General features: G+C 29.7%; 10 protein-coding genes. 8 read left to right on the forward strand and 2 right to left on the reverse strand.

Going from position 1 to position 22,983, the window contains the following annotated elements; all coding sequences use genetic code 11:
* Positions 1-427 precede the first annotated feature (427 nt).
* Positions 428-6,436: an ATP-binding protein gene (locus LJY09_RS09280; RefSeq protein WP_228307685.1), complete on the forward strand. Its 6,009-nt coding sequence runs from the start codon at positions 428-430 to the stop codon at positions 6,434-6,436.
* Positions 6,437-6,620: 184 nt separating this feature from the next.
* Here LJY09_RS09280 and LJY09_RS09285 read toward each other — a convergent pair whose 3' ends face one another.
* Entirely contained in the window at positions 6,621-7,205 is a 585-nt protein-coding gene (locus LJY09_RS09285) for a GNAT family N-acetyltransferase (protein WP_221818160.1), read from the reverse strand.
* Between the two features lie 1,209 nt (positions 7,206-8,414).
* Between LJY09_RS09285 and LJY09_RS09290 the strand changes: the two genes are divergently transcribed.
* Both LJY09_RS09290 and LJY09_RS09295 read left to right on the forward strand, forming a co-directional pair.
* Positions 8,415-11,924, forward strand: coding sequence for a hypothetical protein (locus LJY09_RS09290; protein ID WP_221818159.1), 3,510 nt, complete (start codon positions 8,415-8,417; stop codon positions 11,922-11,924).
* A gap of 11 nt (positions 11,925-11,935) precedes the next feature.
* The gene (locus LJY09_RS09295) at positions 11,936-14,659 is read left to right on the forward strand and encodes an amidohydrolase family protein (RefSeq protein ID WP_221818158.1); all 2,724 of its coding nucleotides are present in this window, start codon (positions 11,936-11,938) and stop codon (positions 14,657-14,659) included.
* A gap of 78 nt (positions 14,660-14,737) precedes the next feature.
* Here the strand turns inward: LJY09_RS09295 and LJY09_RS09300 are convergent, their stop codons facing one another.
* The gene (locus LJY09_RS09300) at positions 14,738-14,974 is read right to left on the reverse strand and encodes a helix-turn-helix domain-containing protein (protein ID WP_221818157.1); all 237 of its coding nucleotides are present in this window, start codon (positions 14,972-14,974) and stop codon (positions 14,738-14,740) included.
* A 122-nt stretch (positions 14,975-15,096) separates the two neighbouring features.
* Between LJY09_RS09300 and LJY09_RS09305 the strand changes: the two genes are divergently transcribed.
* The 5 genes from LJY09_RS09305 (at position 15,097) to LJY09_RS09325 (ending at position 22,970) form a co-directional block, all read left to right on the forward strand.
* The gene (locus LJY09_RS09305; protein ID WP_221818156.1) at positions 15,097-16,311 is read left to right on the forward strand and encodes a GIY-YIG nuclease family protein; all 1,215 of its coding nucleotides are present in this window, start codon (positions 15,097-15,099) and stop codon (positions 16,309-16,311) included.
* A 107-nt stretch (positions 16,312-16,418) separates the two neighbouring features.
* The gene (locus LJY09_RS09310; protein WP_228307686.1) at positions 16,419-17,768 is read left to right on the forward strand and encodes a hypothetical protein; all 1,350 of its coding nucleotides are present in this window, start codon (positions 16,419-16,421) and stop codon (positions 17,766-17,768) included.
* Positions 17,755-20,406, forward strand: coding sequence for a DNA-binding protein (locus LJY09_RS09315; RefSeq protein ID WP_228307687.1), 2,652 nt, complete (start codon positions 17,755-17,757; stop codon positions 20,404-20,406). The genes LJY09_RS09310 and LJY09_RS09315 overlap by 14 nt, the downstream gene beginning before the upstream one ends.
* Positions 20,387-22,246 carry a hypothetical protein gene (locus LJY09_RS09320; protein ID WP_221818153.1) on the forward strand — a complete coding sequence of 620 codons (1,860 nt, stop codon included), beginning with the start codon at positions 20,387-20,389 and terminating at the stop codon, positions 22,244-22,246. Before LJY09_RS09315 ends, LJY09_RS09320 begins: the two co-directional genes overlap by 20 nt.
* A complete protein-coding gene (locus LJY09_RS09325; RefSeq protein WP_221818152.1) occupies positions 22,239-22,970 on the forward strand; it encodes a hypothetical protein in 732 nt (243 codons plus the stop codon). Before LJY09_RS09320 ends, LJY09_RS09325 begins: the two co-directional genes overlap by 8 nt.
* The last annotated feature ends 13 nt before the right edge of the window (positions 22,971-22,983 follow it).

The raw sequence follows: 22,983 nt of genomic DNA on the forward strand, positions 1-22,983 counted from the left end.
AAAAGTATAACGGACACTGACACGCTTTTAAAATGGGATATGTATTTCTCATTGAAACTACTTTTCTCCCCATTCATACTCCAACAGCTCTTTCTATGATAAAATAATAAAACTGACTAAGTTTCACATGGAAATTTGAAATGTAAGGTGATTAAATACATGAAGTTAATTATTTTATATGGATAGTTTTGGTTAAGCTATTTTTCTTTCTGTAAAATAACAATGGTAACCTTAATATATAAGGTGAAAAAACATTTATACATATTTGACTTTATTAGAAAAAAGGTCAAACAATAGAAGATAGTTGAAAGAATGTGGAGGCTTTATATTTAGCTTCAAATAAAGAAGAATTTATATTAAATACAATGCTCAAAAAACTGTAAAACAGTTGAATAAATTTCAAATAATATTGAAGGGTGGAAATCCTGTGGCTAACAACGATACAGCAGGTATAGGAGATCCTTACTGGTATGAGTGGTCGATTGGTCTTTTAAATGTTATTGACATGATTAATCCAGATAATGGGATAAATTCAGTTGCTTTACAAGCAACAAGCGCTCAAGGTCTTGATGATGTAGTAGTTGAATATACTAATAATTCGAAAAAATACTACCAGGTTAAACACACAAGGGTTGACGATACCATAACTTTTAGCTATTTAGTTTCAGAAGATAAAAAAGGTATGTCATTGTTAAAGAGTCTTGCCAGAGCGTGGAAGGAAGTTAAAAATAAAGGACAACAAAGTATACCAATACTTTATACCAATAGGAAATATGGAACTAAGACATCGAATGTGAAAAATAAAGATGGAGAAAAATTCATTCGACCGTTGTTACAAGATTTTTGGAAGATTTTAAAAGAACAACTATATAATGTTCAATCAATAGAGGATATAAAATTTTGTGATAAATGGAAAAGTGCTTGGAATGAATGGTATAACCAATTAGAGGAACTTGAAACTCTGGAGGAAAAAATGGAGTTTTCAAAACTTTTAGAAATAAGAGTGGAACAACCTAGTTTGCAAGAATTAGAAGATCAATTGATTGATAAATTGTCAGAAGTATTTGGAGTAAGAAGAGAAAAAGCTATTAGCATACTACCTTCTTTGTATTACGCCCTTGTCGATTGGTCTACAACTATTAGAGGACAACAAGAGAGTATAACTGTAGAAATGGTTTACGACAAATTAAGTATCTCTGCTGAAGGTTCTATAGGGCAACATAGATTATGTACTCCAGAGCCTTTCTTTCCCAGTAGAAAAAGCTTTGTTGAGAGTTTAGCTAAAGAGTTATTAAAAGGCCCAAACAAAATCCTATTCCTATCTGGTAGTCCAGGTATTGGAAAAACAAGTATAGTTAATTATCTAGCTAATCGGCATGACCCAATTATTGACCTTAGATACCATGCTTATCATCCTATAACCCCTTCTACTACTACTCTTCCAAGTGATGCTGGGCAAATGACAAGGGCCGAAGTATTGTGGGGAGATTTATTAACCCAATTACGAAGCTTTTTTAAAGGAAGGCTTGCTAAAAATAATGTTCCTATCAAGAATGAGTTCTTAACAACTGATGAAATGCGTGAGCATGTTTTACGTTTGGCAAATATATTAGGTGAAGAACGAAACAGAAGAACCATCATTGCTATTGATGGAATTGATCATGCTGCAAGAGCAGAGCAGGATAATCATTCATTTCTTAATTCTTTAGTACCCCCAGAGGGTATTCCGGAGGGTGTATGTTTTTTTATTGTTGGTCAACCGGCAGATGATTATAAAAAGTATCCTTTTTGGTTAAGAGATAAAGAAGTATCAAATATCACAAGGTGGGTAGTAAACGGAATTCAAATAGAAGATATTAAAGAAATGTTAAAAGGCATTGACTTTCCAACAAGTGATATAGACTCATCGGCTAGATTAATTAATCATATTGCTGAGGGTAATACATTATCAGCAATATTTGCAGTTCATGAAGCAAGAAAATTTAAAGACTTAAATCTACTGCAGAAAAGCTTGCAACAACGTCAGCTTCACATCGGAGTATCAGCTTACTATGATCAAATATGGAAATCTACTCTGTTTGAACTTGAAAAAAAATTTCCATTATTCGGGTTTAAGGTTGCTGCATGTTTAACGTTACCTAGTGAGAGAATAGAAGGAAAAGATTTAAAAGGGATATTTCAAGATATACCAATTTCATCGGACGATTGGAATGATATACTTCGATCTTTAAGTCCTCTCATTATAGAGGATAAAGGGGGTTTTAGAGTCACGCACAATGATGTAAGGGTGTATCTGTCTAAACAATTAAAGATAGAAACAAGGAAGTTGAGAGAAATAGCTAGCACAATTGCTGATTATTATTGGAATAATTCAAGCAAGTCAAACGCTAGGCACCAAGATTTGTTTAGATTATTGGGACTAAGTGAAAGAGATTTAGATAAAGCTAAAGTTTTCACACCAGAATATGTGATTGAAGGAATCGCCCTTAATCGATCCAGAGATGAACTTCTGGATCAATGTAAACAGGCGTTATTGGTAGTTAGTAAATCGAAAGATTGGGATCTTATTCATACTCTATCTTGTTCAATTTCCACATTGTCACAGTATTTCAAAACAATGGAATATACTGATAGAGAATATAACTTTAGTACAGGAGTACCACCAGTATTATTGTCAGAGGGGCATGTATTAAATGTAGTAAATTGGAAGGTTGATATACTTAAAAATACAATAGACGATTCCCTTAGATTAATTCATTTGAATGAATTAAACAGAGCCAAGGGATTGTTAAGACGTTGGTTTCATGACTTCACTCCTCTGGACTTATTAGAGGTAATGCCTGAAAAAGAAAAATACGAAGAGAGAGGAGATAAGAAATACTTAAAAAATAGCATTAAAGAATTTTTCAAAGATTGGGGAAAAGCTACTCAATATACTGGTATTTTATGGAGTGTAGAATCGTTAGATAAAGAGAGCATGGGAAAAGATGAAAGACATGCTTTAGCATTATTTTTTGATGGATATCTAGCAGAAGCAAAGAATTATGAAAAATTTAATTGGGCCAGAAAGTTAAGAACTTCTCCTATCCTTATCTGGAGTAATCTAGAGAGTTGTATTGATTACTTTGCAGAAGAAATGAGATGGGAAGAAATTGCATATACTTTAAAAGTTGTAGAGAAAAGAATAAAAAAACTAGAAAAATGCCCATCTTCATTTAGAATAAAGGCGGCTGCTTATGCATTACTAACAGGAAAAAAAGAGGTATACAGTGTTTGGTGTGGTTTAATTCAAGAACAAGGTTATAGTGCTATTCAGGAAGATACGTTTAATTTAGAAAAGAAGATTTATATGTACTGCATTGTTAGTTTTGTAAAAGGATGGCTAAATCCTCAGCTGGAAACTGGAACAATTTCTGATGAAGCCGTTTACTATTATTTTTTAAATAGACAGGATGATAGTAAGAAAGAGCATGTAAGTGTACTGAATAATATTTGCGCAATCTTGGGTAACTGTTATAGAACGTTTTTAACAAAAAGTCCTCATTTGGTTAAAAATGTTATAACAGAGAAGCAACTGGAAAGGTTACTACAAGCTTTATTAAAAAAGGAAAGGTCTCTGTTTAAGCAAGTCTATGGTTCTCATTTTGTAACTAAGCTTATTTTACAAATGATTATCCATCTTTCTAATACAGTAGGTAATCCATTCAATTTAACTTTATATAACTATTTAATTAATTATTGTAGTAACTACCCGGTTAATTTTATGCTTGAGCTTGGATGGGAATACCTTTCTGATCACGGTGAACATGAGTTTTTACTAAATTGGTTTCATCATTGGAATGGCGAAGAGGGACAAGTGTGGCAAGAGGATATTGCTTCACGCTTAGATATAATTGATAGGTTTATTCAATTAGCAAAGGACACAGGCTTTGAAGAAGAGGTAGTGAACTTAAGTAGCAAAGTAAGATGGGGAAAGATAAGCTACGTAAATCATAAAGAGGATGCTCTAGAAAAACCACTTTTATGGCTTGAAGAACTATCTTTATGTAATGCAAACTATTGGATAAATTATGGGAAAACACTTTTAGAAGTCTCTCAAGAGGCATCTCGATTAGGAGATAACCTAATGGGTTATCGTATAACCGACGAAGTAATAAATTCAGCAGTTTTTTCAGGCATAAATCATATATGGAAACTATATAATGCGGAAAATTTAAACACGTCACTAAAAGAAAATCCAACGGCTTTAATCAAGGCTATAACAAAAATGATTATTAAAAACAGTAATTTCAAAGATGATGAACTTTTGGGATTTTGGGCATTTGGTACAGGGGTATTAGCTTGGCAAGATACAAGTTGTCATTTTGATATAGAAAATTTGAAAAATGCAGTTATAAAAAAAGGAAGCCATTCAATATATAAAAAGATGACAGATATTGCACCGGCTGAATATTATATCACCTCTACAGAAGTTACTTATAAAGGATCTAATCTACAAGAATATAAAGTGGACGACATGATGCTAAATCATGCGAAGGAAGATTCTTTGAATGAAGCTATCTCAAAAGTGGCGTTGTTTTCAGAACAACATGAATTATATAGTATGGGAACTATTTGGAAAGCAGTACAGATACTTGCTAAAAGAATTCAGAATGAAAGACCTACAGGTTTTGAGCAAAAAGTAGAAAAATTAATATCACTTCTAGATAATAGAGAACATACTTACTCCTGGTCCTATGACGGGATAGGTGAAGCTTATAAACAAATCATTTATTTAATTAATGATGAAAGAAGAATTGGACTCTTAGATAAACTAATAAAAGAAACAGATTTTGAAGGTAATAACCGATTATGGTTGGAAAGTTTAGGAGAAAACATTGAGCTTATTTGTCTATATCGCGCAATCCCTTTAGGCGAAAAGGCTATAGTAAAAGGATTACAACAATTATTAGATACTCAAAAGCTATGGATAGAAGGACATGGACATTTGTCCAATTTGAAAGAAATTGAATTTCATAAAAATAAATATAACCCAACTTCATGGGTAGAATTTGCAGCGTACTATCTGTTTGATTTAATTAAAACTGATAATGGAACAAGAGTACAGGGAGCATTAAAAGGTTTATGGGGGATAGCAAAATTTAATCCCTCATCATTGAGTTTTATAGACAGTAGATTTGATGAATTACACTCTAGAGCTAAAGAATGGATTCTTTTGCTGGCTGAATATGCTGCGAGAACAAGTAAAACTAGTTACCTTCCATTTAGGAATATTGTATTGAAGTGTTACAATTCTGATGATATTGTTTTAAAATTTCAGGCTTATAATGTGCTCATTGCACTTCAAAGTACTACTGGTGAAAAAGTACCTAATTGGAGTTTTAAAACACACCCTTTTCTAGAAAGAATTAGTTCATTAAAATTAGGGACTGAAAGAGGATTAATGAGTATACCTCATTTATCTCAAGGATCCTTGTATTCTGTACAGGGTATACAACTAATAGAAAGTAAAATTCAATTACTAGAGGCAGCAACGTACGAGAACCTTGAAGATTTAGAAAAAAAATTTATAGCCTATGTTAGGGAAAGTGTTAATGAATCCGAATATCAATTAATAAAGGTTCATAAACAAGAAGGTAGTATGAGAATAATATTATCGCCTGAACTAAATTTATTTAAACACTTAATATATGTAGAATTATCGAAGGGGCGTTGGTTAGAGGTTCCGAAAGTACGTTTAGCTCAGGCAATCACAACTAGTTCGGACCCGTTTGTTTTATTAAAATCACCTTCGCCAGCACGAGGCTTAGAGAGTTGGCTAGTTGATGAGGAATTGAAAAGGATAATAGGGAATAATGAACAGTTGAGAAAACATTTTAATTATTTAACTAATATTGGAATTAGTGAGGATGAGATGGTTTTGGGAGCTGTAATATTCTCTTATTCCCGGGAGTTTGATGTAAAATTCATTTATGATACAGCTATAAGACAAAGTACTTCAATTTTAGAAAAGGCAAGCTTATTATCCACATTTAATGGACGTTCGTCTTCATTCTACGATGTTAATAGGTTTGACCCTCAAGAATTCGAAGAAGGAATTTTCAGTATGACCTATGAATCTGGTGGAATTGGTGATTTTGTTCATCAAAGCATCTTGTGTTATCCATCTAATATGTGGACAAATCTGTTTGGTTGGTACCCCCAAAGGGATAATCCATTACTATGGAATGATAATGAAGGAAATAATGTAGCAAAATTTGAATATTTTCATGGACCAATTCGAAATTTAGTCAGAGATAGATTTGAGCGACAACCATTTATGCAAAGATGGGTAGTAAAGAAAGAAGCATTTGAAGAAGCTCTAAAAAAATACTCAGGGAATTTGATGTATAGTCCTAGATCTAATGTTAAAGTGTATCAGTTACCTGAATCCTGAATAGACAAGAGTATTATAGAATGTTCTAGTATAGGATGGAATATTTTACAAATAAAAGTCTTCTTACTAATAAGTAGGAAGACTTTTATTTGTTTTTGCAGAAATATATCGTATCGGTAGGTACAAAATAATATGTAAGTAATAACTTTAATTAAAGCTATTAACTCCAATATAGAACTATAAATTATAATTTTTTATATAACGTTCCTGGGTTTGTCCCTTTACTAAACTTGATATTAAATTTAAATTTAGTTTGATAGAAACCAATTAATCTTTTTTTGTGTTCTTGGTCTTTGGGGGCAGTTAATGTTCCGTATATCTCTTTTACACCCGTTTGATGAGCAAGGCTTATGACTTCTTCCATTAGGACTGAACCATATCCTGAGCCATAATTTCTCTTATCAGGAATTGAAAGAATTTCAAAATTATTATTAGAATCAACAACAATAGTAATAGATAAATCTGATTGTCGATTTTTTGTGTAACCATCCTTTAGATGGAAAGTAATATGGTTCTTATAATTTTCTATATATATAAGAACAAGGTTATTAATATTGTCTTTAGTTATATTTAAAGTTTTTAATAGTTGGTATCTTGTTGAAGATTTTGAGATATTGATAGTATTTTCTAATAGATTTGATAGAAAAATATTTTCATTTCTTAAACTTATAATCTCTGTGAGTTGAGTCTTGATAGTTATGTCAGAGTTATGAATATCAGATTCTAACTTTTCGATATACTTTTTTTTACTTTTAAATATTCTAAACACCTTAAATTTATACATCCTTTCTAAATTGTAATTGCCCTATTTGTAGCATATTGAATCCAACCACTATTTGTTCTCTAGAAATTATCCTTTCTTTAGTGAATCTTTACAATTATACATTGTGTAGTTCATATGATAGCATTTCTAGTTGGAAAGAGGTTACTTTTATATTACATTATAATCCAAAAAAATAGTATAAATTATTTATTTGAAGGTTTACAATCAGGCATATGGATTTAATTCATAGATAATAAAAAGTCATTATATTACTTATACTTTTTAATTAAAATTGTCTATGAGTTTAGAAAGAACTCCAGTATAGTCTTACTTCCCGTATCCTGTGGATTGATAAGTAAAAAAGTGCACTAATATAAATAATGTTTATTTAATATAATTCAAACTATGATTTCTAAAATTTTTAAGCATGTAAATTTTAGGTATTTTCATGTGAGTAGGTTGACAATAAAAGCACTGTTAATTTGTGAAAAATAGAGATTTAAATAAATAGTTGTGGTATATATGATATAGAGGAAAATATAGTTAATAAATATAAAATACTATAAAATAATAGATTATGACTAAAAAGAATAGACTTAAATTCCTACATGAATAGTTCTGTTTCTTATTTTACAAGAGAGAATATTCAAGCGTTAGAAGTTTTTCAACAGCCTAGTAAAAGAAAGGTTTAAAGGAACTACTCATAGTAATTTAATAAGCAGAAACAAAAGAGCAGTTTGTTTTCTAAAAAAATCATTTAAGAAAAGCTTCTAAATTGCTTGAAATATAAAAAATTGAAAGGTTATACAAGTTTAAAAAAGTTCACCTTGAGTGTAGCCAGTAAGCAGAGAGTTTAAATAAAATTAATCCCTAGAAAAACATTTTCAATTTTATGGATAGAAAAAGGTGATAATGTTATGGGTAACTTATCAAAAGTATTTTGCGAATTTGAATTCAAGAATTTAATCCGTGAGAACATAGAAAGTCAGTTTGAAGAATTTTTTTCTAATAGAATAATTTAACTCTTTTATATATGATAAATATGTCAAAACCTAATGAAACGTGCAATCTGTTTAGAATATAGTCGCTATTAAACAGGCTTTGCAACTTAATTCAACTCTAACTAATCAAAATAAAGTATCTACTTAATCAGCTCTAAATCCTTGTAGTGAATGGCAGTTAATTAAATTATATGAAATCTTATGGAGGCAAGTCATGTATTCAGATGAAAATATAAAAATTGGTTCTAGAATTCTAACTTCAAAACAAGCTACGGTTCTTTTACCCAACTATCCAAAAATAAATAACCAAATTAGCCGGTTTAGAGAAGAAGCAAAAAAATTTAATAAGAAATTAGAGAACACCACAATAGATGATTATCAAAAATACGAAATGTATTCAAATTTTGATAATGTTATGTCTATATTAGGTGAACGAGGTTCGGGAAAAACTTCAGTATTCTTAACTTTAAAACAAGTACACAACTTAGAAGAAGACATCACTCTACCTCTGATTGTGCCTGATAACATGGGAGAAACAAGTGATACTTTGGGATGGATCATATCTTATTTAGAAGAGTATGTAGATAGACTTCATCCGCGGTTAAAAAGTAGAGAGAGAAGAGATATTGTCTATAATGGTTTAAATAGATGCATAGATAACGAAGATAGCGAATTGCAAAAAAAGTTTAAGAAATTAAGAAGAACTTACGAGATTAGAAAGGAAGTATACTTAAATAAAATTCTAAAACGGGATGAAGGTACTAAAGAGTATATTAATGATAAAGCAAAGATGACTCAAGCTGATCAGTCATTAATAGTAGATTTTAATGCTTTTGTTAATACTTTAATAAAAGCTCAGAAGGAGGTTAATGTTAATAAAGAAATTGAGCCTTTAATTTTAATATTCTTTGACGATGTGGATATAAGTGCGCATAGGTGTCCTGAAGTATTGGAAACCATAAGAAACTACCTTAATCATCCTAACATAGTAGTCTTTGTGTCAGGAGACTTTAAAGTGTTTTCAGAGATAGTTTGTCTAGAGTTCCTTCGAAAAGAGGGAGTAAAAAGTAAAGACTATAATGAAGTATTCATTTCTAGTCAGCAGCTGCAGAATCAGAAAATAAAGCTTTTTTCGGCATTAGAGTTGAGGAAAGAAAGAAGTCAAGAATACCTAAAAAAGGTTTTACCACCTTCTTTTAGATTTTACATGAAAAAGCTAACTAATACAGATAAAAGTAACTTTTCATATGAATTTTCTCAAGAAAATGAGGCGAACGGACCAAGTTTATCCAACTTGCTTGCTCGAATTGAAAACAAAGGTAATAAATTCACATGGGACATAAAAGAAAGTGAAAATAATTTTCTTTTAAATAATGAAAAAATTCCCTATGCTTTCTTTGAAATTTTTGATGATAATCCAAGGGGATTAATAAACCCGTATTATTATTTATATCAAAAAGTTCATTTAAACGAAAATCAAACATGGGATATTAGCGATATAAATAGATTTCTACAAATCCTTTTAAATTCTTCTGTTAAGCTCCAAAAATATAAAGAAAATATAGAAGATATTATAATTATAAATGAAATGAGTCATGTTAATAATGATATAAAGTCTTTAGTTTATATTAACTATGACCTACTTTTAGAGATGTTCATTAATGAATGTATAAATAGCAACGAAGAATCTTTAGTAATAACAGAGTTTACTACGTTATATATACTCTGTTTATTTTTTGAAAGATTAATAAAAATTGCGATGCCAAGCTATTTAAATTATTCTTCTGGAAATTTATTATCTAGAATTCTGAACCATAAAACAGAGGGCCTTTTCCCCAATATAGAGGATAATGGCTTGTTATTACGAATGTATTCCGCATTTGATAATAAACTTCCTTTAAACACTAACAAAATGTTCAGTGAAAATAATAAGGGAACAAAAGCATTAGAGCAAATCTATTTTGAAACTTTAAATAAATCAATGGTAGCTAATATAGATAATTCTAATGTAAGGGCTTATGATTTAGAGAATTTAAATTTAATACATTTATTTCAACTTTTATTTCAAAAGGACGAGCATTGGGTAAGTGATAAAGTACTTTTCATAAAGAACAATGGAAAATCATACAAAGACATTTATTACAACGTCATTTACTCAGTGGATAATAAATTAGGTTTCTTAAATCAATATCAAAGACTTCATATGCTCAGTGGAAATTTGATAAGCGAGAAGAACTTAATAGGCGAATTAGATAAACAGTTTGAAAATCTTAAAGTAACTTATGGAGACTTTAGTAGTGTTTCACAAGATTCTATAAGGCATCTTGTTAAAATAGGTTCTAATTTAGAAAAGATGATTCGGGAAAGAGATTCTTTAGATAATCAATTAAACACTATTAATGAAGAATTAAGTTCCGTTATTAATCGAATAAAAGTTACACAAGAAGAACTTGAAAATATTAAGAATCAGGAAAGACTAATTGAGATTAGAAAGAAAATGTTAAGCAAAATTAAAGATTTAGAGACTTTTACTCAAGATAAGTTACGTAAAGAAGAATGGGAATTATTCAAACTAGGTTTTACCGTTGGAAGAAATATCTCCTCAGAAAAGTGGGTTGATGACAATGGTAATCAAATATCTCAAGAACCTTTAATAGTATTTGACCCAAAAAAATCCTCTTTGGAGTTTGAAGAGTTGATTGGAGATAGTCTAGATGCTTTTACGAGAGTAGGACTATTTGTAAAAGATAAACATACTTTACCAAGACAGGATAGTATTAACTTCATCAGAAGATATTTTATAGAAGAACAAGAAAGTAGCCTGTTAAAAGCGCATTTACCACTGGATATTGAAGGAAGGAAAAAGCAAATTGTAGATTTAAATAATAGAGTCAAACTTCTAAATAAACAGATTAGAAGGACTCAATCAAACAAGGATGAAGTAGAAAGCCAACTTAATGTTATAAATCAATATAATTACTTTAGGGGAGAGGAATCTTCTGAAGTATCTTACATTTTACAACAAAGATTTAAAGATTATTTGCTAAGCTCTATTTACCAACAGATAGAAGCAGTTGTAGGAAAGAAAGATGTAAAGAAAGTTTTAAAATCAGAGACGAACGTATTATCAGAAATTTTAAAGATATATGAGGAAGGGATTGAGGAGGCAAAGGCTTTCTTAATTAAAGACGATGATTTTGAGGGTGCAGAAGAGAGTTCTAATGAAGAATATTTAGTTTTAAAATTGAATGAAGAAGAGGATACCTTCTTAAGAGCACTTTCTCGGAGAGCAGAGGACATTGGAGAAGCTTTCGAGCGATATAATTTATCTCTTCGTAAATATAATGGAATTCGTATAGAAAATGCTATAGAAATACTTAGAGAATTAAAACAATTTCACGACACGAGAAATCTTGGGAGAAATTACAGAAATATACTTCATAGATTCATAGATAGTTTAGAAGATCAAGTAAACGCATTGTCCAGTAAACGTGTTGAAGAAAATAAAATTCATACGATAACTATCCCAGCCCTAAGTGAAATAACTATTCCCTATATTTATATAAAGATTCTAGTAGAAAATAGAAGAATTAATGAAGAAAGTGCTACAGCATATTTTAGGAAGTTGAAAAAAGAGTTAACTGATTTCATTGATAGTGAAAAAAGTAATAAAAAACAAACAAGATTTGTACGTTTTTTAGAAAAGATGTTGTCTCTTAAGTAAGGTGGAATAAAATGCTAAACGATAAAATTGAATTGCAATTGAAGATATTAACAACTCCTTTCAATGAATATGCTTTTTATGAAAATGATGTTATTGAAAAATATTTTAATGGAGAGAACCTTAATGGAAGACATAGAGAGAATTATTTTAAAAAGCTATTAAAAGTTATTTACCCTATTATTACACGTAATAATAGGGTAAATAATCTTGATGAAGTAAAGTTACTTACTAAAAAGTACTATTTTCCTGATAACGAATTTTCAGAAAATAATCGAGACGGGATGAATTCTTCTCTTTTCTATATGAATTTATTGAATGAATTAAGTAGAGTATTTATTACCCACAGAAACGGAAAAATTTCTCTTAAATACTGGGAAAGTAAAGAAGAGGAAGATTTATTAGGTCCTTATAAAGGTATATATAAAGTGGCACTATGGAATTCACTAAACCGTATCTTTACTACAGATATTCTAGTTATTATTTACCTACTTGATAATGGAATGATAGATGAACGTTATTTAAAGGGATACCATTCACATGTTAGTTTGGAAGATATTGAACTAAATCAAATCTTGCAAAAAGGTATGAGTGAAACCCATATGCATTTTAGTGCAGGAGGACATTTTACTTTAAATTGGCAAACCTTAATGTCACCTACAAGAAAATATATATCTGAATCAATTCAAAATAATTCTTTGCATACAAATGAATTAATGAGCATTGATTTTGATCTCTACAAGTACACTCTAGCTGTAGCCTCCCTAAGGTTATTGTTAGGTAATTTTTTGAAGTATAATGAACAAGCAACCGTTCCGGAAGAACTAAGCCTTTATAATTTTTATAATAATTTTTTTGTTAAAATAATGGTTGATGGAAAAGAAGAGGTGAGTACTTTATCTTTCCTTAACATTCTAGCAACGGGAGAAAAGTTGAGAAAGAGAAGCGAGTACTATTATTATTTATATGAAGGGGTAAAGGATATATTAAATATAGAACTAAGAATGCCTCATGATAATTCGCGATGGAACACATATCTTGCTGTTAAAGATATTCTTCATAGTGTTATAGATTCATATGGAGAATATACAACAGTTGAAAATGTATTTATTTTTAAGTGTTTAAAATATATGAAGTTTATAAACAAAAATGACCACCTTTTCCATAAATTATTTTGGCAATATGTTCGAATTAGAAATGAAAGATTTAAACTAGAAATTCAAAAGAATAATATTAAAGGCCTAGAGTATTTTAAATCTTATATTGAGCGTGCTACGGATACAGTGGAAATAGATGAATCTGATGTAGGTAAATGGGGATTAATACTTCATACTATAGTCCATAAATCAAGTATTAAAAAGTTAGAATTAAGAATAACCGTAGGAAAAGGGCAAACAGTAAGTGAAAAAATTTACTCTTTGGTCAAGAAATTAAAATCATTTTTTGAAGCATATAAACAATTAATTGAGGATTGTAGTTTAGAAGGAAGAACGGCTCCTCAAATAGGAATTGTAATACATTTTATTAAAGAAGAAGATAACTCACTAAGTTTGAATTGTCGAGAAGAAGATAAGAAAAAAATATACTTCTATGAATTACAAAACCGTTATCATATGGAAATGGAAGCTATAAATATATTGAGAGAAACTGTACCAGGTCTAGCAGATTACCTTGTCGGAATTGATGCAGCTAACTTAGAAACTAACACTGAACCATGGGTTTTTTCGAAGATCTACAAAAGGGCTAGGAATAGCGATTCTCATAAATTAGTTTATTATGACTCTCCAGTCAAACCAATTAGAAACTTAGGTTTTACATATCATGTTGGGGAAGACTTTAGACATATGGCAACGGGCCTGCGTCACATAGATGAAGTTATAGAGCACTTTCAATATCGTTCTGGAGATAGAATAGGACATGGTATCGTTTTAGGCATTTCACCAAAGGTATGGGCTGATAAACATAAAGTTGTAATTCTACCTAAACATGAATATTTAGATAATCTCTTATGGATATGGGGACTTAATCGAGAATATAATTTAAAGATGCATATTGAAAAATTAGAGTTTAAGATATTAAAAATTGCAGAGGCTATTTTTAATACTCTAGATGGGTTAGATATCTATATGTTATGGAAAAACTATAAAAGAAAATTTAATGAGTTGGATTGGGAAAACATGGAGGAATATAATTGCTCTCAAGTAAAATGTCCGCTCTTAGGTACAACTGATAAAGAAAATTGGAGTATAGATAGCTTGAAATATGCGGAACATTGCAGTTACTATAGTGAACGGTTAAATAAACCAATTCAAATTGAAATTGACGATGAAGAGGTTATTATGATTGAATCTATACAAGAATTTATTAAGAAAAAAATTTCAAAAGAAGGCATCGTAGTAGAAACTAACCCTTCTTCGAATATAGCTATAGGTGAATTAAAGCACATTTTTGATCATTACATCCATAACTTAAATCAGGTTATTGCAGGTGCAGATTCTATTAAAGTAACTATAAATACTGATGACCCAATAGTGTTTAACACTAACATCAGTAATGAATACGCTTATATCTTTTATTCTTTATTAGAAAAAGGTTTTTCTCGAGAGCAAGCAACCGTATGGATTGATAAAATTCGGGATAATGGAATGACTAGTAGTTTTATTGAAACAAGGAAGGTTGACAATACTATTCTAGTACAGGAAATAAAAGATATATTAGCTAATTTAAACGATTTATAAATTAAGAATTTTAGAACTAGGAAAAGAATATTTTTTTATTAAAAATGAGAAGCCTTTTTAAATTATACAAAGGCTTCTTTAATTTTTATGTTTATATAAAAGGTTCTCTACCTCTTTAACAATTTCATGAGGTTTTATTTCAAATACTCTGGAAATTAAAAAGAGTGTATTAACTGTAGGTCTCCGTTTGCCTCTCTCTAAAAGGCTTATAAATGTACGATCTAAACCTGCTTCAAAAGCTAAATTCTCTTGACTCATTGACCGTTCTAGACGATGTTTTTTTATTACAATTCCAAATGCCTGTTCAATCTCCAAAAAACCACGCCCTTAAAAGTATGTAATTTTTATTTTTAAAGAGCAGGAGGTTTTCTTCTACAGACTATAGTCTACAGAGAGGAAATTTAATAAAATATAGTTATTAAAGGGGGGGAATGTTAATGTATCTTTATACAAAGATGAAAAACATAATTAGTCGCTTACAAGATGAACTTATAACTGTGAGAAAATCTAAAGAGTTGGTTTCAAATGAATTAAACAGTAAGAGTAGTGAGTTACAGAAAATAGAATTAGAGAATACAAGACTTATTGAAAAGTGCAGGCTGTTGATAGATCGGAATAAACATTTAGTGAGTTCAAACTACCTATACAAAGAAAAGGTCATTCAACAGGAAGCTGATATTTCTAGGTTATCTATTCTTGTTAATTATCAAAGCTCCAAAAATCAAGATTTTAAATATAAGTCAAGGAAATATTTATTGGTTTTTATAGAAGATACTTTGGTTCTTATTAAAAAATTATTAATAATGGGGAATCAAAAAATAAGAAGAGTAAAGCTAATTTATCAAATTAAAATATTACTAGCTGAATATGAAAGTTGTTTTTACAAAAATAATTTTAAACTTGATACAGACGCAAAAAGGATATTAGAAGAAATTAATGATTATCTCGACAAATGGAAAAATTACTATGAAGGTTATATTTGGAATGCTAAGTCAATTGAAGAGGGAGATATAAATTATATTGAAAGTATTTTACAGGAGTTACATTACCTTAGTTTATACAAAAGGTTTGAAAAGTATAAAGAAAGAGTTGTAGAAGTAGAGGTACTTTTTCAAATACTAAAGGACAAGAGAAAAATTCAAAGAAAGTACTCTTTCAAAAAATTCTGTAATGAAATTAAATTTATAGAGAAACATAAGTACATAAATTTTGAAGAGTTTGTTATTAATAGAGTATTTCCTGGTAAGACTTATACATTTTTGAAATCATTTAATCAAATTCATTATGATTTCAAATTACTAAAAACCTATGGGATGTATCATTTATTATATATTTATGGTAGCTACCAAAATGATACTTTTAAAATTGGTGTAACTAAAAATAACTTACAAAATCGGTATTTAAGAGCCAAGGAGGTTTACGAAAAGAAATTTGCATCTAGTGATTTTCAAGAGATAAAATTAATTGAAAGTTTCAATGCCCTTAATTTAGAATCTTATCTTAAAAGAAAATTCAAACATTGTCGGCATCCACTCTTTGAATCCACAGAATGGTTTTTATTGAAGAAACCTGAACTCAACTATTTTATAAATGAAGAATATCAAAAAGATGCTGAATTTATGAAGATATTGGGTTACAGTTTAGATAAATAACACGCACGATGTATAGAATTGTTTACACTAATCCGCTTGCGGAAAACTGAATTTTTTGAATATATTAATCTTAATTTTAAATATTTTTATATCCAGAGGTGAGATGTGTGAAAACTAACAATTATAGGTTTGTGTGGAAAGCTATAAAGTATCATAGAAAACAGGAAGGAGATGTGATAAATACTCCTGCATTTATCATTGGAATACAAAACAAAGAAACTAAAGAAATATTTCCGCATCCTTTAACTCATTTTCTTTTTAAAAAATACCATCGGATTTCTGGATCTGTTAATACGGAATTAACGGTAGCTCAGATTATTGTGCCATTTTTAAATTTCATATTGAGTAAAGTAGGAGTAAACTCCAGTAAATATAGTAATGTCAAGGGGCTAGATGATCTATGTGTTACTCATGCAAATGAGTACCTAAAATATTGCGTAGAAGAGAAGGGTAATAAAAGTAAAACCTTAGAAATTAAGGAGAATATCTTATCTAAGTTTTACAGATATTTATGGGACGAAAAAATACTCAAAAACAAGCCACAGTTCAGATTGATAACAGTAAGAACGGGAAAGGATATTCGACAAGTATATAAATTAGATTTTATCTATAAAAAAACAGATGAAACGCTATTGAGAGAGAAGGTGAAGAGAAAAGATTTAGTTCCACAGAGTCACTCATCTAATGAAAGTAAAAATCTCATTCGCCTTCATTATATTCGTGAAATATTGTATGTGGCAAAACACGAGACACCGGATATTGCTTTTGGAGTTGCTTTGCAGATATTTGGAGGGCTACGTAAAGGTGAAGTAATTAATTTAAATAGAATGTCCTTGACATCCCAGAATGGACAAAAGTATGGGGTGGAAGGGCTAATAGTCCATATCAGGGATCGTCAAGATGAGTTGTTTTCAAGGTTTAATAATGTTTCAACAGTTCAAGTTAAAAATCCAAGAGATCAGGCGTGCTTAATTGATCCTATGTTAAATTATTTATATAAATATCATTTTGAAGTAATCCTTAAAAAGAAAAGAAAGTTAAAGCATTCCAATGCATTATTTTATGATACAGAAGGAAATGCTATGTCAGCAGATACTTATGACAAGAGGTTTTTAAAGTTAAAGAATGCCTATTTAGGGATGCTATTAGGAACGCCGGGAAGATACCAAGATTATTTGGATTTTTCTGAAACTAAATGGCGCTCACATATTGGAAGAGGAGTCTTTACAAATATGTGTTTGGATGCTGGATTTAACGAAAAACAAACTGCGGTGTTACGAGGAGATAGATCGACAAAATCTATGGAAGCATATTTTGATGTTATAACAGCTACCTATAATATTCGAAAAGCATTAAACATGTTAGCACCAGATTCTTATAAGTATATAGAGAATCTAGCATTACCTCGAGATTCAAAAATGTGGAAGGAGATACAAGAATTCAATGTTAAAATGTGATTTTGATTCTAATAACTACACAAATATATATGAGATAGCAGAAAAAAGGTTTAATCAAAAACCTTCTAATAGTTATTTCATTAATAATTTGAGAAGAAACATCTTAAATTTACCTTCTAACTATAAAATAAAAATTATTAAACTGTCAGATAAATGTTACGAGGAGAAATATAAAAAGAATATACAAGAAATCTATTTTAAGGAAGACGTAGAGCGATTCTTTCAAGATTGGATATTTAAAAGCGACCTTATAAAAGAGTTAAGGGAATCAGTAAGTAATCATACCATTTATAAATATTATAAGAAATTAAACTTAGTTGAGGTAAATATGGGTAATAAATTAGATGTCTTTATTCTAAAAACAGATGCAGAAAAGTTAAAATCTACGATTGATATAGTGAAAACAGATGGTAGAAATTGGGGGATGAGGGCATACAATTTTGAACAATATAAAGAGAGATTAGGGTATTTATCTTTTAAAGAGGTTATGGATAAATTGAAATGTACTTCTGAAACTGTACGGAAACTAATAAAGGAAAATTCTCTAGGAGTCGCTGACGAGTATGGAGAAAGACAACTTTTTAATGAAAAGGAAGTAGATATAATACAAAATATTCAAGTCCACTTAACTGAACACTATACTAAGAATTACTACTCTTCAAAACAAATCCAAGAAAAATACAATAATTCTTTTGCTCACTATGTGCAGGGAGGTGAGGACAAGGTTCGAAGAAAGATAGATAAGGTAAATCCTCCGACTTTATTAATCTCCTACTATGGGGTTCAGATGAAATTGTATAAAAAAGACCAAATTGATAGTCTCTGGAGAGATTATAAACTATATAGAGATATGAACTCTGTATCCATTGAAGATCCTTTTCAAGATTTTCTATATAAGGTAGAACATGTATTACATGTTAAATTCACAAAAAGGCAGTACAATACAAAACAATTATGGTATCAATTTGTAGAGAGATTTTTTATCAAAACGAGAATCTCAGACAAATCAAGGATCGTATTTGAAACCAACCAGTTTGCAAGGTGTACTGAGCTTATATTTGAAGTATTTGACAGAGAAATATATTCTTACTCAGAAAAAGACATTAATCAAAAATTTCTTAATGATACATTACAAATTAGAAGGAGTTACCAAAGGTATTTTTATAGATTCTTGAAACAAATCATAGACACATTCTCTCTACAAAAGCTTCCATTCCCCTACAAAATAAGTAGACTAAATAATCCACGTGATTTTAAAAGAATTAAAGAAACAACGACAGGTATTTATTCTTTAGAAGAGTACCAAGCTCTATATAACCACAGTAATCGTGTAGCATATCATAAAAAAAAGGCAATAAATGATGTGAAAAGACTTGTAACTACTAAAGATTACACCAAATACATGAATTACGACAGTTGTTGGTTATACATTTTAATTCAATTGACCAATAATTGGAGGCATGGAACAATATTATCGCAACTACCAAGAGTTAATCTGTCCACAACTTCTATCACAAGTCTTGAATGGTTAGAGGAAAATGAACCTTCAAAAGAAGATGCCAACAATTTAATATATCAAATTGGTAGATATGTAACGAAAATTAATAAAACGGGGGTTAGTGGAGAAGACGTTTTCAACATTGGAGATCCATTAAAAATAGCCTTTGCAACCGCTGTAAGTATTTGTGAGTTTCGTAGAAGAGAAACCTTTGACAGTAGTCTTACTTTAATAGAGCTATCTAGCCATTTAGTTCAGAGATACAATCCTCATAAAGAGTTCTTTAAAGATTTTATTACCAATTTTAAATTTGAAAATAAAAAGATGAATAGAACTGTTAGTACCTTGATCTGGTCTGTTCTTAGACATATGGGAGAAGGGATTAAAGAGGCTCAAGTATCACGAATGCATTTACGTGATACAACAACTATTAACCATTATATTAAGCTATCAGATTCTCAAGTGAAAAATTTGGTAGATGAACTATTTGCGAGAAGTCAATTTGGGTTTGTCACTCAAGCATTGACAAATATAATTTTAGAAGGTGAAACTGATAAATCTGCTGAAACTGAAAATATGTTAGAAGTAAATAAGAATTTCGGTGATGTAGTGAAAATTGAAGCTACTGCAGGATTAATAAATCGAATAAGTAGTCAAAAGGGAGACGTTATAAAATATTTAAATCAATTTAATTTAAAAGAAATTCACAACATATTTTATCAAGTTAATATAGGTATACTTCCTTCAAAGAAAAGGTATTATCAATGCCTTTATAGTGAATGTAAATATGAAGATGCTGATGAAATTCCTGAATGTAACTCATGTGCTGCTTCAATTATTAACATATATGCTTTAGAAAATATAATGGATAATTACATCTTTATGATAGAGAAGATTGCACTTGAATTTGAGAATGCTTCGATAGGGGAAAAGCACAAGCTTGCAAATCAATTTTTTTTACTTCATAGCATTGTAACTCAGGCTAGAAAAAAGTTTGGAAGAGAGGCAGTAGATGGCTTTGTTGAAGGAGGAACAGCAGGAATAAAGTTATTAGGTAACAAATTAGCTAACAAAAATCTAAAATTATTCATAACACAGGGAGTGTTACAGGGGGATGAAAATGGGGAAAAGAAAAACTGATACATTAATATTTAATCTAGAAAATATAGAAAAAGAAGATATAGTAATTAAAAGTACGGATATTGGTATGGACATCGTAGAAGCAGAGGAGTTATTAACGTCTTATAAAGATCAAAGAGTTGAAAAAGTGGCTGCTAATTTTGAAAATAATAAGTGGGTTTTTAAAGAAAGATATACCCGAAGTCTAATAATGTTTGATTTCAACAAGATTTATGAATCTCTTACTTTTGAAAAAAATGAAGAAAAAACGGTATTGATAGTTTTAAAATGTTGGCTAGCTAAAAAATTAAATGAGACTTCCATTTCCATTGCTAAACATAAATTTACTAATATAACTTGTGCTTTATTATATACAAGATTTTTAAAAAAACCAGACGAATTACTTATAAATCTAAAGTATTCTAAACTTATTCGAATTAATAAAGAAGGACAGTTTAACTATAGTATTGTATCAAATGCAGCTGCTCTGATATTTGTTACAGATTTTGCAGATTTTTTACGCTTTTATAATAGTAAAGAATCTATAGAACTTATTAAAAGGCTTGATGAAATAAAAACCAACTTAAAAAAAGAAAAAAAGTATAAAAAACTACCAGCTTTTAAAGATGTCCTTACAATAAAAAGTTATTTGGATTATTGGTTTGAAGAAGAATTAAAAGAAAGAAGCGAAGAACTATTAAAATATTATCCCTTAATTTTGTGGTGGAACTTAACTGCAATTATACCTCTAAGAGTAATCGAATTCTGTCATATTGATAGAGATTGCTTATTTTATAAAGAAGATAGTTACTATATAACATTTCCACGAATGAAGCATGATAGAAAAGGAATATATAGAGTTATATCAACTTACGATACGTTGCCTATCCCTGAAAATTTATATAATCTTTTTCAACATTATAAAGAGATATCAGAAAATTATGGTTTTTCAAGGTACTTAATTTCGTATAGAGCATACAATCATTATTTTCCTAACCATAAAAAACTACCTAACATTGAAAATTATATGTTTAATTATAATGATTTGAATAGAACATTGGCGAGCTTTTACCGGAATATATTGCACAAAAGATTTAAGATTAATATTAATTCTATAAATGGTGTATCAACAAATTCTTACTCTACTAAACTAAATCACACAGTATCATTCGAGTGCGAAGATTCTAAAGGTAAGGTAGAAACTTTAATCAAAGCAGGAGATTTAAGACATATAGCTATTATTAACATGATGATGCAAGGTTACGATAAAGTTGAAATTCAAAGGTTGGCTGGGCATATTACGGAGAATACTCAATATGGCTACTATAATCACATGGATAGTTGGATGGATACTGAAATAAAAAAAATAGAAGCAGACTTAGTGAAATATCGAAATAATTCTTCTAATTCCAACAATGAAAAAGAATTAGCAATACATCCATCTATTAAAGACTTCTTTGAAAATCAGAATAAAAAAAATTATATAAATGCAAACGTGAAAAAAAATGAGGAAGAAAGCTATATAAAATTGAATCTTGGTTATTGTACAGACGAAAGTATGCCTTGTCCTAGTGCGAATTGGAAACATGTAGGTTGTTATTTTTGTAAACATTGGTATATATCATCCGATGAGCTAGAAGAGAAAAGGAATTTTATTAGTAATGATTTACGTTCATTGTATAAAGAAACAAAAGATAAGGTCGGTTTTCTAAAGAGCCTTTTTCAGAAGCAACTCGGAGATGAGCTAAATGAGAGCTATAAGTTGAAAGATGATTTAACTTCATTGTCTAGAGAAATTCAGGAAGGAATTCAAAGAGTTGCTAAATTAAAATCTATGCTAGGGGTTGGGGAGATTGAATAGGAGTGGGACTAAAGGCATTCTACATGATGTAAATAAGGAAAAAGTATTGAGGAAATTAATCGTTGAATATGATGAGGAATTTAATACGAAGTCTAAAATAACATATAAAAATATATATGAGTTTGTGAAGACTAACTTTAATAATGGTAAAATAGACTTCTATCCTGGATATACTTGGTGGAAAACTAAAGGTAAGCACTTGGTAGATGAATATAATATAGTGAAAAAAAGAACAATTTATTTGTCAGAAAAAGAAGAGCTAGATGTTTTTGATATTCTAGATGTTGTTGAAAAACATTACGGTGATAAACCTTCTCTGACAAAATACCTTGCGCCTTATAATGATTTATTGGATAGAATATTAAGTAAAATTAACCAACTACATAGTAATAGTCAAAATTACATCAATAGAATTGAAGCACAGACTACAGAGATACAAAAGCTACAGCAAATTAATAACAGTCAACAAATTTTATTGGATAGCTTATTTTATAATATTATTGTTGATAATAAGAATTTGGAAGAGATTATGAAGGGAAACGATGTAAGATCGGAAATGTTAAATTGTGCTTTATCCGAAACCTTTGGAAATCCAGCTGCTTATATTGAAGAATATAAGAAACGTATATTTGAGAGCCCTTCGTTATTAGAAACAACAAAAAATAATGTTGTGAATTTTGAAATTAAAAACCAAGCATTTGAAGAAGATGATTACGATTATTAAGAAAATTAATAAG

The sequence above is a fragment of the Priestia sp. J2 genome (assembly GCF_020790095.1).
Classification (GTDB): domain Bacteria; phylum Bacillota; class Bacilli; order Bacillales; family Bacillaceae_H; genus Priestia; species Priestia zanthoxyli.

Bases quoted from the DNA above. Each gene is read 5' to 3' on its own strand.
- LJY09_RS09290 (WP_221818159.1), top strand. From the start codon at position 8,415: ATGTATTCAGATGAAAATATAAAAATTGGTTCTAGAATTCTAACTTCA.
- LJY09_RS09295 (WP_221818158.1), top strand. From the start codon at position 11,936: ATGCTAAACGATAAAATTGAATTGCAATTGAAGATATTAACAACTCCT.
- LJY09_RS09305 (WP_221818156.1), top strand. From the start codon at position 15,097: ATGTATCTTTATACAAAGATGAAAAACATAATTAGTCGCTTACAAGAT.
- LJY09_RS09315 (WP_228307687.1), top strand. From the start codon at position 17,755: ATGTTAAAATGTGATTTTGATTCTAATAACTACACAAATATATATGAG.
- LJY09_RS09320 (WP_221818153.1), top strand. From the start codon at position 20,387: ATGGGGAAAAGAAAAACTGATACATTAATATTTAATCTAGAAAATATA.